Source organism: Sphingobacterium mizutaii (assembly GCF_900187125.1).
GTDB lineage: Bacteria > Bacteroidota > Bacteroidia > Sphingobacteriales > Sphingobacteriaceae > Sphingobacterium > Sphingobacterium mizutaii.
This window is the reverse complement of the sequence record NZ_LT906468.1, coordinates 2,133,864-2,149,092: the sequence shown is the minus strand read 5'-3', so window position 1 is coordinate 2,149,092 and position 15,229 is coordinate 2,133,864. Positions and strand designations below refer to the sequence as shown.

Below are 15,229 nucleotides of genomic sequence, written 5' to 3'. Positions count from 1 at the left end.
GAACAAAAAAATCTATTAACAATATAACTATGCTTCAGGTCTACGGAATTAAGAATTGTAATACAGTAAAAAAGGCAATTGATTGGTTAAATGACAACCATAAAGAGTATGTTTTTCACGATTATAAGAAAGAACCGGCTACCCTAGAAAAACTTGAAGATTGGGAAAAAGAAGTTTCTTGGGAACAACTACTGAACAAAAAAGGGACAACCTGGAGAAAGCTTAGCCCTGAAGAACAAGCTGCCGTAAAGGATGCAAAGAGTGCAAATCAAGTCCTTCTTGGTAACAATAGTATGATAAAAAGACCTTTGATTGAAAGTCCGAAGGGCATTTTATTGGGTTTTGATGAAGACGAATACAAATCTAAATTATAAACACGCATGAATAAATCTATTATTAAAATATCCCTGGGGCTCTTATTGGCCCAAGCTGGTATTTTACAAAGCAGTTTTGCGCAGAAAGTCGAAAGTAAATATGATTACAAAGAGGCTTTCAAACCAGGTTTCTATACCCAAAACGGCAATGTTTACCGTTCTGCCTCTGGAAAACCTGGACAATTGTATTGGCAAAACGCTGCAAGTTATGATATCAAGGTTAGCTTGGACGACAAGACCCATGAGGTAAAAGGAACGGTAAAAATCCATTATACCAATAACAGTCCGGATCAATTGGATTTCATCTGGTTGCAATTGGAGCAAAACATGTTCAATCAAAAATCTATAGGACAAGCTGTTGTTCCTTTGACCAATAGTCGTTATGGAGATGCAGGATCCGATTTCAATGGGGGTTATACCATTTCGAACGTTTCAGGTGGAGGTAAATCTGACGTGAAATACAGCATCAATGATACGCGTATGCGAATCGACCTTCCTACTCCATTGGCTGCAAACGGTGGTAAGACAGAAATCAGCATGGACTTCTCCTATATCGTCCCTCAATATGGAGCAGACCGTACCGGTATCCTTCCTACTGAAAACGGAGATATTTATGCCATTGCACAATGGTACCCTAAGGTATCGGTTTATGATGACGTAACAGGCTGGAACACATTACCATATTCTGGACCAGGTGAATTTTACCTAGAGTATGGTGATTTCAATGTAGAAGTTACTGCTCCTGCAAACCATATCGTCGTTCTAGGTGGTGAATTATTGAACCCACAAGAGGTATGGACCAAAGAGCAACTAGAAAGATACAACAAGGCTAAATCAAGCGATAAAACAGTGATCATACGTTCTCAGGATGAGGTAACGAATAAAAACTCTAGACCGAGCAAAAGTACCTTGACTTGGAAATATAGACTGGAAAACGCGAGAGACGTGGCTTGGGCTTCTTCTAAGGCATTTATCATCGATGGAGCACAGATCAACCTACAGGATGGCAAAAAAGCCTTGGCACTATCTGCATATCCAAAAGAAAGCAATGGTGGAAATGCTTGGGAGCGTTCAACGGAATATACCAAAGCCTCTATAGAATATTACTCAAAAAAATGGCATAATTACCCGTATCCGGTAGCTGTAAACGTAGCATCCAATGTGGGTGGTATGGAATACCCTGCTATTGTATTCTGTGGTAGCAAAGCAAAAGCCGGAAGCCTTTGGGGTGTAACGGACCATGAATTTGGCCATATTTGGTTCCCAATGATCGTGGGTTCCAATGAGCGTCTTTATGCATGGATGGATGAAGGATTCAACACCTTTATCAATGACCTTTCTACAGAAGCATTCAACAATGGTGAATATTACCGCAGAATGGGAGATAAAAATGCTATGGCTAAAGCCTTGATGCATCCGAACCTTGAGCCGATTTTCACTAGTCCTCAAGGCATGAAAGAAAGAAATATCGGTCTTTTGGCTTATTACAAACCGGGCTTTGCCCTTAGAATCCTTAGGGATGAGGTTTTAGGTCCAGAAAGATTTGACGCCGCATTCAGGAAATACATTGATTATTGGGCGTACAAGCACCCTACTCCGAATGATTTCTTCCGTACGATTGAAAATGAGACCGGAGAGAACTTAAATTGGTTCTGGAGAGGTTGGTTCTTGAACAATTGGTCTTTAGATCAAGCGATTTCTGATGTTAGTTACGTGGACTTAGATCCAACAAAAGGTTCGGTGATCACCATTGAAAACCTTCAAAAAATGGCTATGCCAGTGGTCGTTGAAGCAACGACTGCAAGCGGCAAGAAAGTAAGAAAGAAATTACCTGTGGAGGTTTGGGAAAGAAATACTTCATGGAAATTCCAATTAGATACTACAGAGAAGCTTACTAGCGTTAAAATAGACCCAGACAATGTTTATCCGGACATCAATCCTGAAAACAATACCTGGTCATCAAAATAATATATGAAGATTCACAAAAATTTATTGCTAATGGTTATGTTGCTTCTAGGCAGCATAACCTTTTCATTTGCTCAAGAAATCAAAGGGATAGTTTATGATTTGGAAACCAGCCGGAAATTACCGGATGTACAAATCAAAAACTTGCGCACAAACGACATGGTTAAATCCGACCTGCAGGGAAACTTCACGATCCCCGGGAAAATGAATGACTATTTAAGCCTGATGGTCCAAGGATATGACCGAGACACCGCATTTATCTATCAGGAAGGGATCACTCGCATCTATCTTGTAAACGACAAAAGCACCATTACGATTGATGAAGTTGTGGTATCGAAGATTACCGATAGCCGATTGACCAGGGAAATCGAAAGGGCGAAGAACAACAGTAAAGCCGTTGAAACAAGCACAACCCGTGGAGGTTTGAGGATATCTCCTTCCAGATTATTTGGTAAGGAAGCGAAACAGGCACGGGCATCGATTGAAATCTTGGAAATTGAACGAGAACAGCGAAATGTGGACCGTGTTTTTACAAACGATGCCATTCTTTCCCTGATTCCTATGGAGCGACAAGATCTACTCTTGTTCAAAGATGGATATAGGCCTTCTTATGAGTTTATTAAGCAAGCCTCTCCTGAGGACCTTAAAGCTTATATCTTGGATTCCTATGCGAAATTCAAGAAAAATAAGGTGGAGCCTATCAAGCAATAATTGATTGGAATAAACATTTTATACAATAAATTGTATTAATAGCAGGTTAGTCAGACTTTGAAAGAAGTATGCTAACCTGTTTTTTATTGATTAAAATTGAATATTCATGAAAGTAGCTTTAATTGGAGCAACAGGCTATGTTGGCTCTCATATATTGGAAGAATTGGTAAACAGAAACATTAAAGTGACTGCGATTGCACGTGAGGTTAACCAAATCAAGGATAAACCCAATGTCTTAGCGGTTCAAATGGACGTGATAAAGGACACAAGCCTTGGAAGTGCCTTGAAAGGCAATGATGTAGTTATTTCAGCCTTCAATGCGGGCTGGTCAAATCCCGAGATCTATGATGATTACCTAGCTGGATATAGGCACATTCTGGATGAGATAAAAGAAGCGGGCATAAAACGTGTCATTGTCATAGGAGGCGCAGGAAGCCTACTGAATGAAAAAGAGGAAAGGCTCGTAGATGACCCCAATTTCCCAAAGGAGATAAAACCGGGAGCATTAGCTGCCGCAGATTTTTATGAGGTCATTCAAAGGGAAGATGAATTGGATTGGACATTTATCAGTCCTGCGATTGAAATGAATCAGAGTAAATCTGGAAAAAGAACAGGAAAGTATAGAACTGGAACAGACCACCCTGTTTTTGATCATGATGGGCATTCCAATATATCAGTGGAGGACTTGGCAGTAGCTGTTGCTGATGAAGTGGAGAACAATAATTTTATCCAAAAAAGATTTACCGTTGGCTATTAATTATTAATCTTCTACCCTACTAATTTACTGATCTTTAAATATCCTACTTCAAGTGTATCTTCAGGCATATTGAATGCTTCTTGGATTAGGATATGGTATTTTTCTTTGAATGTAGGGTTGAGTAAATCCACCACTTCATAAATATCATCCACATCAATTCCATATTTATCATCAATATGTGAGGATTCATGATGTTTCCAAAAAACAGTGTCCTTTGCAATCTTTGTCGCTTCAGCTAGATTAGCAGCCACGACCAACTGCTTGTAATGGTATTCTTCCATGTCATTGGGCTTATAGCCACCTAGATTGACAAAATATAATTTTTTGGAATTAATAGGGTTCAGTTCAGTTTTCTCAATGATTTGAATCTTGTATCCATCAACCTTTCCAACCTTGCGCCAAGAGTCAATATGCATCCTTCCCTCTAGTGCCGGCCAAAACTCATACATACTGGGCACTAATTCTTTCAATTCATCAGCAATGCCAAAGAATACATCGTGCTGTTCTGTAAATCTTCCTTCGGGTTTTCCACCGACAACAACCATAAATAATTCCATAGTATTTTATTAATCCTTAAATTCGAAGCTCAACTAATTTAATTCTAATCCATGAAAAAACTATTCAGTCTTTGCATTATTTTTTTAACCATTATTTGCCAAGCTCAAGCCCAGAAAATAGACAAAAAACTTACTGAAAAAATAAACCAAGCCATAGCAGGTTTTCAAGGTGATATTGGAATCTATGTCAAGCACCTAAAGCACAATAAAATTGTTAACATCAATGCAGACAGCACCTTCCCTACCGCAAGTGTAGTAAAGGTTCCGATACTGGTTGGGGTTTTCCAAAAAATTAATGATGGGGAATTAAGATTGGACCAGGAATTTTTATACCGTGATTCTCGGGCTTATGGAGGTTCTGGACTCATGCAATTTTTCAAGGACAGTACCGAAACGGATTTAGCGACCTTGATCGGATTAATGCTCAGCTATAGTGATAATGTGACCTCTATCTGGTGTCAAGAACTCGCTGGCGGTGGTCAAAGCATAAATCCCATATTAGATCAGTTGGGCCTTCCAAATACAAAGGTAAACTCTAGGACGCCGGGACGTGAAGAAATCTGGAAGAAATATGGCTGGGGACAGACTACGCCCCGGGAAATGGCAACCTTATATGAAATGATCCGAAATGGTAAAGTAGTTTCTCCTGCACATTCGGATAAGATGTACAGATTCCTGAAAAACCAATTCTACAATGAGCGAGCATTATCCCAATTTCCTGCTCAAGTCAGTTGGATTGGCAAGACAGGCTCTTTGGATGAAGTGCGTTCAGAGGTGGTCTTAGTGAATGCCCCACATGGAGATTTTGTATTCTCCTTCTTCAGCAATAATAACAAAGATAGAAGCTGGACCAAGAGCAATGAGGCGGAGGTCCTAACTAGAAAGATAGCCAATATCATCTGGAACCATTACGAGGAAGATTATACTCCTTTTCCTGCAATGGATTAATGATATAAATAATCAATACAAATAGAGCAGCTTAATTGCTGCTCTTCCTGCTTTTTATCAATCAGTTTCAAAAATCACTTTCGCATTAGTCTACTCTTTAAAGGTTTCCTTTTTTCATTTCTTCAATAGCATATTTACATGCACGTGCCGTCAATGCCATATACAGGATAGATGGACTTTGATTTCCTGTACTGGTCATACAGGCTCCATCCGTAACAAATACATTTGGACATGAATGGATTTGATTCCATTTATTTAACATGGAATTCTGGGGATCTGTTCCCATTCTAACCCCTCCCATTTCGTGGATATCCAATCCAGGTGCAATCTTATTATCCACAGCTTTGATATTTTCACAACCGGCTATTTTTAGCATTTCAGAACTCTGGGTCAAAAAGTCTTCGAGCATCTTCTCATCATTTTCATCGTAATCCACTGAAGTAATCAGTTGCGGCATCCCATATTTGTCCTTTGCAGTTGGGGATAAACTCACTTGGTTTGATTCTTTCATAATAGTCTCTCCCTGCATATACATATAGACGAACCAGGGACCTGCCAAACTCAAATTATCTTTAAATGCAGCACCAATTTCCGGAATATTCTTGTCCACTATGCCCCTATGCCTTCTAGCAGCTATAAAGGTGGTATATCCGCCAACAAAAGGTCGATCTTGCTTATCTAGATTCACATAGTTTGCCAAGATATTCTCTGATGGATTTCTACCGAAATAATAATCTTCCGTAAATCCCGGCATATCACCGGAAACAGAACCCCTATAATTATGGAAACCTATGTACTTACCCAAAAGCTCATGATCATTCCCTAAACCATTAGGAAATCGTTCTGATTTGGAATTCAAAAGGATCAGGTTGGAATTTAAGGTTGAAGCATTCAAGAATATGATCCTTGCGTAATATATGGTTTCCTCATTCGATTGGGTATCCAGGACGCGGACGCCAGCAGCTTTTTTCGTTTGTTCATCATATATAATTTCCTTCACCAAGCTATTCGGTTTAAGGGTCAGATTTCCTGTTCTTTGTGCCCATGGAATCGTGGAGGAAACTGAACTAAAATAGCCTCCAAATGGACAACCACTCATACAGGCATTCCGAGCTTTACAACTGACCCTGCCCTGTTGTTTGTGGATTTCCTTTGCTTCTGTCAAATGGGCCCAACGGGCATGGACCATGTATCGATTTTTATAATGTTTGAGGATGGCTTCACGGACATGACTTTCCACCTTATTAAATTCAAATGGCGGCAGGAATTCTCCATCAGGCATAGCGGCTAAATGATCATTTGAGCCACATACCCCAATATATCGTTCTACATAACTGTACCAATCGGCTACATCATCATAACCAATCGGCCAATTCATCCCATACTTCATCCTTTCAGGTCCAGTAAATTCATAGTGACTCCACCGCTGGCAAGCCCGACCCCATATCAAAGATTTACCCCCGACTTGATAACCTCGGATCCAATCAAATGGTTTCTCTTGAATATAAACTTGTTCGGCATCCTTGGTAAAGAAATGCTGATTGCTTTCTCCAATTCCTGCTGCCCTACTCGCAATTGGGTTCTCTTTTCGAAAAGCATGACTGAGTTCGCCGGCATGGGGAAATTCCCAAGGGTCTTTATTTGCAGTTGGATAATCCACAATATGCTTTACATCTCTACCTCTTTCTAGAAGCAAGGTCTTCAAATTTCCCTCACAGAGTTCCTTTGCCGCCCAGCCCCCAGAAATGCCTGAACCGATGACAATCGCATCGAAGTTATGCTCAGCAGGGATATTTTTTTTCATTGCGTTCATTTTTCATATTCTCTATAAGCACCAAAAGTAGCGAGCTGGTCTTCACCCAGTGATTCTGGAATTGGAAGAAAAGGGATTTTTAGATGGTCCGTAATTTGCTTCCATAAAGTAGTTCGATTTATAATTTGGACCCATTTTTTAGCGTCCTAATACAATAAGTGAAACTAATTAAATAAATAATTGCGGTATATACAAATAATATAAAAAGAGCAAAACATGCCCTATTTCAATTATTATTCAAGAGATTAGGAAGAATTTATGGATAGTTACAATATCAAACTATTGTAATATCAGTCCTTATTTAAGACAAAATACTCTTTAATTAAAAATACTGCTTATCTTTGAACTTTAGGTATTGATTATGTTTTCAAAAGCTTGTGAACACGGAATAAAGGCGATCATTTATATTGCCACGCAATCATTAGATGGAAACCGCGTAAAGATTACGGCGGTAGCTGAACATACGGGTACCCCAGAAGCCTTCACTGCTAAGGTTTTAGGGTTATTGACGAAGCATCAGATCCTACATTCGATTAAGGGACCATTTGGAGGTTTTGAAATGGACCAAAATCAAATCCATAATACCAGTCTATCACAAATTGTGAAGGCGGTGGACGGGGATCAAATCTTCATGGGCTGTGGATTAGGATTAAAAGAATGCAATGCTTTGAAACCTTGTCCGATGCACAATAGTTTCGTGAAGATCAGGACCGATCTAAAGAACATGCTGGAAAAAACTACTGTATATGAATTGGCAGTAGGCATTATTTCTGGCGAAAGTATCTTAATGAGGTAACTCAGGAAACATGGGCCAGATGGCCAATGATTAAAAGGAATTTAAGCATGGAAAGTACAAAACATGATATTCAGAATATTGAGGATATCAAAGTCTTGGTCAATAAATTTTATGACCAAATAAGAGAGAATGAATTGTTGGGACCTATTTTTAACGGGATCATTCAAGATCGTTGGCCGGAGCATCTGGAAAAAATGTACAGATTCTGGCAAACTGTTCTTTTGGAAGAACATACCTATTATGGAAGTCCATTCCCACCCCATGCAAAGATGCCAGTAGAAAAGAGACATTTCGACCAATGGGTCGGTATGTTCTCACGGACCGTTGACAGCCTTTACGAAGGAGAAAAAGCGGAAAGAGCAAAATGGCAAGGCGCAAGGATGGCTGAAATGTTTCAATATAAAATTGAATACTATCAGCAAAATAATTTAAAGCCACTAATGTAAATCAAAACCATATAACAACTATTTAGATAGGACTTTTATTTCTTGTATTCAGCAAGATTAGAAGTTGTTACGCCCAGGTTTGGGTAAAAAAAAGAGCTATAATTCCAAAATTATAGCTCTTTTTCTATTGTTTAAAATTCTTATTTCTTTGGAAGCCATTCATTAAAGAATGTCATGACTTTGGTTTCATCATAGCCTTTTCCGGATTCCAGGCTACCGCTTTCTCGTGTGAACAATACTTGACCATTACTATCCATGACAATAAAAAATGGAAAGCCATATTCCTCTCCTTTACCAGCTGCGTATTTATTGAATACTACCTCATTTTTATTTTCAGGAGAAAAATTCAGGTGGTAATACACGAAGTTATCTTTTAGCAAATTGGCTATTTTGCTGTTTTGATGGATAAAATTGTTGAACCGTAGACACCAAATACACCAGTTACCACCAGCTTGAATGATAATATTCTTGTTTTCCTTTTTAGCCAATACGACTAAACTATCTATATCTTTTTGAGCATCCGCCTCAGGATGATAAGGTTTTGCTAAGGAATCCAATTCTGGATTGGCTTTTTTTGTTTGGGCAAAACTCTGTGTTTGGAATGCTGAAAGCAGCATCACTAGGCTGAATCCTAATATTAAAGTCAATTTCTTCATTTAAATAGATTTTTCCAATGTAAAAACGACACGAATTTAATTAATCGTATGTAATTTTAGCATCATTTTACATATTCATTATCTGTGTACCATTATCTTCTAATCCTTCACTCCTATTTCCGTTGGCTTGTTTTATTTGCGCTTCTATTTCAAATCGCCTGGATTTTTATCAACCATAGAAATAACAAGACTTTTAGTTTGAAAGATTATCAGATCTTACTTAGATTGACCTCGATTTATAATATACAATTCCTAATTGGTTGGATTTTATACCTGAACAGCCCCATCGTTACTGCCTTTTGGAATGATATTTCAATTGGGGTCAAAACCAGGCAACTCAGATTCTTCGGATTGGAGCATATGACCATGATGACTTTGGCTGTATTCATGATCAATATCGTGAACAACCTTGTAAAGAAAAAGATTGGAAGCAATGGTTTTACTTATTTATGGAAAAGATATATTTGGATCAGTCTAATCATTTTAAGCTCCATTCCTTGGTCCTTCTCTCCCTTCACCAATCGCCCAAACTTTAGGTTTTAAGAAGAAGCAGCGGTGGTGAAATAGTTGATAAACTGGAAGACAGAGGTTAAAATGACTACAGCTAAAACAATGTATTTGAAGACCCTTTCTGAGGTATATTTCAGGATTACTTTACCCAAATAACTTCCCAAAACACTTACAAGGATCAGGAAAGGAATGAGCTTGATATATTCTGATGGAAAATAACCTTGGGATACGTATATGATTGCTCTACTGAAATCAACGCCTAGATCAATCAAGGCTGAAGTAGCAATAAAGATATCCTTTGGCAGATTGAAGGCAGCAAGTGTAATTCCCCTGATAGCTCCACCAGTGCCTACAAGACCTGCAAAAAAGCCAGAAATAACCCCGCCTAAGTATAGGTTCTGATTGGTTTGTTTCAATGGCTTATCGAATCGGAAAAGCAGGAATACGGCAAGACTGGCAATGAGGAGGTTCATTCCTAATTCCATTTCCTTAACAGGAACGTAATTAGTTAACATAGCTCCAAGGATCACAAACAACACGGCGGGAATGCCAAGTTTTATAGCGATATCCTTATTGATCCCTTTGCGGAACAAAGTGATCTTGGAGAGGTTGCTAAAGACATGGAACACTGCAGTAATCCCCAATACAGCCTTAAAATCAAAAAACAAGGAGGCAGTCGGGACGAAAAGAATAGATGAGCCAAAGCCAGATACAGTTCCTATAATCTCTGTAATCAGCGCTAAAACCAAGAAAACAAAATACTTCTCCATTTGAAGAATATCCGGTTAATAATTAATAATGTTTTTCATGCGAAAAAATTGCCGGTCGGTATTCAAATATACTATTTAGGTGGTAGAATCAAGGTTATTCAATCAAATTGGGGTATTGAAAATCGGTAATGAATTTAATTATTCCTTTAAAAAGCAAATGGGTCGGAATTTCAGAGAAACCCAACCCATTCTTTTGGTGTTCTTGGCTTTTAATCGGAAAGCTAAGAACGATGGAAATGTATCATAATGATACTGTGAAGCTTGTTTAATATGTGGTTTTATCTCCAACCACCGCCTAATGACCTGTATAGATCAACATAGGACTCTAGGTGTTCTTGACGTAATTCGACCAATGCCAAATCTGAATCAAGTGCATTGCCTTGTGCAGTGATAACCTCCAAATAAGTAGCATAACCACTCTTGAATAATAATCCTGCATTTTTTACTGCCTTTTCAGAGTTTTCCACCCTTAGTCTTGCAAATTCTAATTGTTCTCTTAATTTTTCTACCGTTACGACTACATCTGAAACTTCCGAAACTGCTTCTAATACGGTCTTCTGGAATTCAATTTCAGCCTTATCACGCTCAATCTTAGCAACCTCCCATTCGGTTTTTAATTTTCTGTTCTTGAAGATTGGAGCAGTTAAACTTCCCCCAATACCCCCTAATAATGATCCAGGGATAGAAAACCAGTTCTTAGGCAAACTAGAGTTAACACCAAACACTCCTTCAAGGGATAAGGTTGGATAACGCATAGCTTGTTGGATATTGGCATTGGCATTTGCTGCAATTAAGCCTAACTCTGCTCCTCTGACATCAGGTCTATTCCTGATGATATCAACAGGTGAACCAAGGGAAATATCTTTATTTTCAGCAAAAAGGTGTTCAAAACTGGTTCCTCTTGAAACTGAATCTGGCATCTCACCAACAAGAATCCGAAGGGCATTTTCTTGTAGGACGATCTCTTTTTCCAATTCAGGCACCAAGGAAGCAGCGATCAAACGCTGGGACTCGGTCTGTTGAATCGCTAAGGCAGTATTTTCACCTGCATCATATTGCAGTTTGATCATCTGTAGCGTGCTATCATTCAATAATACGTTCCGTTTGGCAACTTCGATTTTAGCATCCAACATCAATAAGTTAAAATAGCCTTTTGCCACACTGGCAATCAAATTAGTCTGGATAGCATTCTTTGCCTCTTGGGTATTGAGGTATTCTGCCACCAATTGATCTTTTGCATTGCTAATCTTTCCCCAAATGTCAATTTCCCAACTAAAGCCTATTTCTGTACCGAATTGAGAGGTATAAGTAAACATGTTCTCAGGGGCCTTTTTGTCATTGAACTCATACCATCTAGTGGAAGGTCCAGAACCAAAATGCTTGGATCGGTATTGTTTATTGACGCCGGCAATGGTTGCATCCACTTCAGGTAGATAGTTAAATCTGTTCTGACGCATCCACTTGTTTGCTATTTCTATGTTTTTCAATGCCGTTTGCATATCATAGTTATTGCTCAATGCAGAGTCAATCAGATCCTTTAAGGTAGGGTCATGGAAAAACTCTTTCCATGAGATCTGGCTGATACTTGACGTATCCCCGAAATATGCCAGGGTATCGCCCCTGAATTTTTCAGGCAAGTTTAAGTCTGGTTGTTGGTATTTCTGCCCTACCTTACAGCCCTGCACCATAAAGAATGCAGCACAAAGACAACCGATTAAAACTCTAAATATTATTTTCTTATTCATTGATGATCTATTCTTCTTCTTCCGTTTTAATTTTATTACGAACCTTCTCGTCCAGCGATTTGAAAACCACAAATAGCATTGGGATAATGAAAATACCAAAGGTCACTCCGAACAACATACCGCCCGCAGCACTGAAACTGATAGAATGGTTACCGATAGCTGATGGTCCAACAGTCCACATCAACGGGATCAAACCTGCTACGAATGCCAAACTGGTCATTAGAATAGGCCTTAACCTCAATCTAGCACCATTTATAGCGGCATCTACAATACTCATTCCCTTCTCTCTTTCCTGAACGGCAAACTCCACGATAAGGATGGCATTTTTCGCCAACAGTCCGATCAACATGATCAATCCGACCTGTACATAGATATTGTTCTGAAGGCCTGCTAATCCAATCGTTGCATATACTCCTATCAACCCAACTGGAATGGATAGTAATACCGCCCAAGGGAGGATATAACTTTCATACTGTGCTGCTAATAAGAAATATACAAACAGGATACTCAATGCAAAGATGAGGATGGTCTGAGAACCAGATTGGCTTTCTTCCAAACTCATACCAGTCCATTCATAGCCAATATTTCCTGGTAATTTATCTTTGGAGAAATTTTCAATGGCTGCCATGGCATCACCAGTACTGTAGCCTTTAGCGGGTTCAGCATTGACAACAATGGCGTTGTATAAATTATAACGGGTTATGGTTTCTGGTCCAACGATCTTTTTCAAGGTGACGATGGTATTGATAGGAACCATTTTACCTTCTGTATTCCTTACGAAAATAGAACTAAAGGATTCAGGATCGGTACGGAAATCAAAGTCTGATTGTACATAAACACGATACTGTCTACCAAATCGGCTAAAGTCGGAAGCCTGTACCCTAGCAAAATATAAACGGATGGTTGACATCAAGCTGTTGATACTAACTCCTAATGATTTAGCTTTTACTACATCAATATTCACTTCATATTGTGGGAATGTAGATTTAAAACTGGTATATGCATTACCGATCTCTGGTAATTCGTTCAGCTGGTTGATAAAGGTATCTGCCAAGACGTTAAAGTCACGGATATCACCTCCTAACCTATCTTGTAGTACCAATTCGATACCGGCAAAATCACCAAAACCTTGAACGGTTGGTCTTGGGAATACCGTGAATTTAGCTTCATGAAGTTGAGAAAGGTCATTTCTGACAGTATCCATAAAGTCTTGGATATTCTTGATATGCTTACGTTCAGCATGCGGAACCAAAGTGATATAGCCAGCAGCAAATGCAGGACTAGAACTAGCATCCAGCGCATTATAACCTGAAACCGATGTCATGCCTTCAATATCCTTATGTCTTCTCAAGATAGAATCTGCTTTCTTTAGGACTTCTGTTGTTCTTGAAAGGGAAGCACCTGCAGGCATGGCAATATTAAAGGTCACGAATCCATCATCCTCGGTCGGAATAAATGACTTAGGCGATTTCATCATTAGGAAGGCTCCTATGGCAGTGATTACTGCTAAGCCAGCCCAGGCTACCTTTTTGTTTTTGATCAACTTCTTAACGCCGATAATATATTTATCGGTAAACCTATCGAATGAAGTATTGAAGGCTGTAAAGAACTTGTCTTTATAGGTATTGAATTTATTTTTCTTCTTACCGATTTCCTTTTCATCTTGAGGGGCCTTAAGAAGTAATGCACATAATGCCGGACTTAAGGTCAAAGCGTTCAAGGCGGAAATCAAAATGGCTGTCGCCAAGGTATAGGCAAACTGTCGATAGAATATACCGGCAGGTCCCTCCATAAACCCTACTGGTAAGAATACTGCTGCCATAACCATCGTAATGGATAGGATAGCTCCTGTAATCTCTGACATGGTCGATAAAGTAGCCTGTCTAGGTTTTTGACCCGTAGCATGCATTTTATGGTGTATGGCCTCGACGACGACAATGGCGTCATCGACCACAATACCAATGGCGAGCACGAGGGCAAACATGGTCAGTACATTCAGCGAGAAGCCAAAGAGCTGCAAGAAAAAGAATGTACCGATCAAGGACACCGGGATCGCGATGGCAGGGATCAAAGTAGACCTGAAATCTTGTAAGAAGATAAATACAATGATAAATACCAAGATAAAGGCCTCGAAAAGGGTATGTTTTACCTGATCAATGGATTGATCAATCTGATCACGCACTGAATAGGTAATATCATAATCAATTCCTTTAGGAAAGTATTTTCTTTGTTCTTCTAGTACTTTACGGACTTCAACATCAATATCATGGGCATTGGAACCACTAGTCTGTGTTAAGTTCAGGGTCAATCCTGGTTTTCCATCAACCTTGTTATCCGAGTTTAAGTTGGTAGCACCAAATTCAACCCGAGCAACATCTTTCAGGTAAAGAACAGAACCATCATTATTTGTTTTAATGACTATATTCTGAAACTCTTCAGGTTGGCTAAATCGACCTTTGTGTTTAATAACGGTCTCAAAAGCTTCATCGGATGTTTCACCAAACTTACCCGGTGCAATCTCAAAGTTTTGATCCTTGATAGCATCTGATATATCTTTAGGAACTAGATTATACAATGCCAATTTCTCTGGATTCAACCAAACACGCATGGCATAATCCCTAGCCCCAAGTCTGGAAACCTGTGCTACCCCATCCACACGGAGCAATGGGCGCATTAAGTTAATTTGGGCGAAGGCTTGTAAGAATGTTTCATCGTAGACTGAATCTTTTTGATTGGAAAAGATATTGATGGTCATGATGACACCACTCTGCCGAGGCATCGTGGTAATACCAGCCTCATTTACTTCCGCTGGAATGGAAGATATAGCTTTTGAGATCCTCGTTTGAACGTTTACTGAAGCCACATCAGGGTTGGTTCCTGTCTTGAAATATACGGTAACCGAACCAGATCCTGAGTTGGATGCAGTCGACCTGATATAAGTCATGTTCTCTACACCGTTGATTGCTTCTTCAATGGGCAATAATACGGAGCTGGCTACAGTTTCTGCTGTTGCACCTGGGTAACTCAAGGACACAACCACACTTGGCGGAGCAATTTCTGGGAAACGTGTTACCGGAAGCAACTTCATTCCAACCAAGCCCAAAATAACCAAGATAATAGATACAACGGTAGCTAAAACGGGACGACTTACGAATGTTTTAAGCATATAGCAATATTATGG

14 protein-coding genes are annotated in these 15,229 nt (G+C 39.3%); 8 read left to right on the top strand and 6 right to left on the bottom strand.

Translation table 11 applies throughout. The annotated features are described in order from the left end of the window. The first annotated feature begins 29 nt into the window (after nucleotides 1-29). From CKW03_RS09175 to CKW03_RS09160, 4 genes are all read left to right on the top strand, one after another. On the top strand, nucleotides 30-374 hold the full coding sequence (locus CKW03_RS09175; RefSeq protein WP_093096015.1) for an ArsC family reductase: 345 nt from the start codon (nucleotides 30-32) through the stop codon (nucleotides 372-374). 6 nt (nucleotides 375-380) lie between these two features. Next, complete coding sequence (locus CKW03_RS09170; protein WP_093096014.1) at nucleotides 381-2,342, top strand: M1 family metallopeptidase; 1,962 nt, start codon at nucleotides 381-383, stop codon at nucleotides 2,340-2,342. A gap of 3 nt (nucleotides 2,343-2,345) precedes the next feature. Beyond that, nucleotides 2,346-3,050 (top strand): hypothetical protein, encoded by a 705-nt coding sequence (locus CKW03_RS09165; protein WP_139185431.1) that lies wholly within the window; start codon nucleotides 2,346-2,348, stop codon nucleotides 3,048-3,050. 106 nt (nucleotides 3,051-3,156) lie between these two features. Further along, nucleotides 3,157-3,807 carry an NAD(P)-dependent oxidoreductase gene (locus CKW03_RS09160; RefSeq protein WP_093096011.1) on the top strand — a complete coding sequence of 217 codons (651 nt, stop codon included), beginning with the start codon at nucleotides 3,157-3,159 and terminating at the stop codon, nucleotides 3,805-3,807. An 11-nt stretch (nucleotides 3,808-3,818) separates the two neighbouring features. Here the strand turns inward: CKW03_RS09160 and CKW03_RS09155 are convergent, their stop codons facing one another. Further along, nucleotides 3,819-4,364: a DUF1543 domain-containing protein gene (locus CKW03_RS09155; RefSeq protein WP_093096009.1), complete on the bottom strand. Its 546-nt coding sequence runs from the start codon at nucleotides 4,362-4,364 to the stop codon at nucleotides 3,819-3,821. Nucleotides 4,365-4,415: 51 nt separating this feature from the next. Here CKW03_RS09155 and CKW03_RS09150 point away from each other — a divergent pair, with 51 nt between their 5' ends. After that, nucleotides 4,416-5,312 (top strand): serine hydrolase, encoded by an 897-nt coding sequence (locus CKW03_RS09150; protein WP_093096008.1) that lies wholly within the window; start codon nucleotides 4,416-4,418, stop codon nucleotides 5,310-5,312. A gap of 97 nt (nucleotides 5,313-5,409) precedes the next feature. On the opposite strand, the gene CKW03_RS09145 is transcribed toward CKW03_RS09150, so the two are convergent. After that, on the bottom strand, nucleotides 5,410-7,116 hold the full coding sequence (locus CKW03_RS09145) for a GMC oxidoreductase (protein ID WP_236736450.1): 1,707 nt from the start codon (nucleotides 7,114-7,116) through the stop codon (nucleotides 5,410-5,412). Nucleotides 7,117-7,486: 370 nt separating this feature from the next. Between CKW03_RS09145 and CKW03_RS09140 the strand changes: the two genes are divergently transcribed. After that, nucleotides 7,487-7,921: an RrF2 family transcriptional regulator gene (locus CKW03_RS09140; protein ID WP_093096005.1), complete on the top strand. Its 435-nt coding sequence runs from the start codon at nucleotides 7,487-7,489 to the stop codon at nucleotides 7,919-7,921. 47 nt (nucleotides 7,922-7,968) lie between these two features. After that, nucleotides 7,969-8,367 carry a group III truncated hemoglobin gene (locus tag CKW03_RS09135; protein WP_093096004.1) on the top strand — a complete coding sequence of 133 codons (399 nt, stop codon included), beginning with the start codon at nucleotides 7,969-7,971 and terminating at the stop codon, nucleotides 8,365-8,367. Nucleotides 8,368-8,507: 140 nt separating this feature from the next. On the opposite strand, the gene CKW03_RS09130 is transcribed toward CKW03_RS09135, so the two are convergent. Beyond that, the gene (locus CKW03_RS09130; RefSeq protein ID WP_169918991.1) at nucleotides 8,508-9,023 is read right to left on the bottom strand and encodes a thioredoxin family protein; all 516 of its coding nucleotides are present in this window, start codon (nucleotides 9,021-9,023) and stop codon (nucleotides 8,508-8,510) included. Nucleotides 9,024-9,221: 198 nt separating this feature from the next. On the opposite strand from CKW03_RS09130, the gene CKW03_RS09125 reads away from it, so the two are divergent. Next, nucleotides 9,222-9,566: a hypothetical protein gene (locus CKW03_RS09125; protein WP_139185430.1), complete on the top strand. Its 345-nt coding sequence runs from the start codon at nucleotides 9,222-9,224 to the stop codon at nucleotides 9,564-9,566. Here the strand turns inward: CKW03_RS09125 and CKW03_RS09120 are convergent. The 3 genes from CKW03_RS09120 to CKW03_RS09110 form a co-directional block, all read right to left on the bottom strand. After that, nucleotides 9,563-10,303, bottom strand: a complete 741-nt coding sequence (locus CKW03_RS09120; RefSeq protein ID WP_093096001.1) for a sulfite exporter TauE/SafE family protein — start codon at nucleotides 10,301-10,303, stop codon at nucleotides 9,563-9,565. The two genes, CKW03_RS09125 and CKW03_RS09120, sit on opposite strands and share 4 nt — an antisense overlap. 278 nt (nucleotides 10,304-10,581) lie before the next feature. Beyond that, nucleotides 10,582-12,048 (bottom strand): efflux transporter outer membrane subunit, encoded by a 1,467-nt coding sequence (locus CKW03_RS09115; protein ID WP_093096000.1) that lies wholly within the window; start codon nucleotides 12,046-12,048, stop codon nucleotides 10,582-10,584. 7 nt (nucleotides 12,049-12,055) lie between these two features. After that, nucleotides 12,056-15,214, bottom strand: coding sequence for an efflux RND transporter permease subunit (locus CKW03_RS09110; protein WP_093095999.1), 3,159 nt, complete (start codon nucleotides 15,212-15,214; stop codon nucleotides 12,056-12,058). Nucleotides 15,215-15,229: the final 15 nt, after the last annotated feature.

Bases quoted from the DNA above. Each gene is read 5' to 3' on its own strand.
- CKW03_RS09135 (WP_093096004.1), top strand. From the start codon at position 7,969: ATGGAAAGTACAAAACATGATATTCAGAATATTGAGGATATCAAAGTC.
- CKW03_RS09110 (WP_093095999.1), bottom strand. From the start codon at position 15,214: ATGCTTAAAACATTCGTAAGTCGTCCCGTTTTAGCTACCGTTGTATCT.
- CKW03_RS09130 (WP_169918991.1), bottom strand. From the start codon at position 9,023: ATGAAGAAATTGACTTTAATATTAGGATTCAGCCTAGTGATGCTGCTT.
- CKW03_RS09115 (WP_093096000.1), bottom strand. From the start codon at position 12,048: ATGAATAAGAAAATAATATTTAGAGTTTTAATCGGTTGTCTTTGTGCT.
- CKW03_RS09165 (WP_139185431.1), top strand. From the start codon at position 2,346: ATGAAGATTCACAAAAATTTATTGCTAATGGTTATGTTGCTTCTAGGC.
- CKW03_RS09155 (WP_093096009.1), bottom strand. From the start codon at position 4,364: ATGGAATTATTTATGGTTGTTGTCGGTGGAAAACCCGAAGGAAGATTT.
- CKW03_RS09145 (WP_236736450.1), bottom strand. From the start codon at position 7,116: ATGAAAAAAAATATCCCTGCTGAGCATAACTTCGATGCGATTGTCATC.
- CKW03_RS09140 (WP_093096005.1), top strand. From the start codon at position 7,487: ATGTTTTCAAAAGCTTGTGAACACGGAATAAAGGCGATCATTTATATT.
- CKW03_RS09120 (WP_093096001.1), bottom strand. From the start codon at position 10,303: ATGGAGAAGTATTTTGTTTTCTTGGTTTTAGCGCTGATTACAGAGATT.
- CKW03_RS09160 (WP_093096011.1), top strand. From the start codon at position 3,157: ATGAAAGTAGCTTTAATTGGAGCAACAGGCTATGTTGGCTCTCATATA.
- CKW03_RS09150 (WP_093096008.1), top strand. From the start codon at position 4,416: ATGAAAAAACTATTCAGTCTTTGCATTATTTTTTTAACCATTATTTGC.
- CKW03_RS09170 (WP_093096014.1), top strand. From the start codon at position 381: ATGAATAAATCTATTATTAAAATATCCCTGGGGCTCTTATTGGCCCAA.
- CKW03_RS09175 (WP_093096015.1), top strand. From the start codon at position 30: ATGCTTCAGGTCTACGGAATTAAGAATTGTAATACAGTAAAAAAGGCA.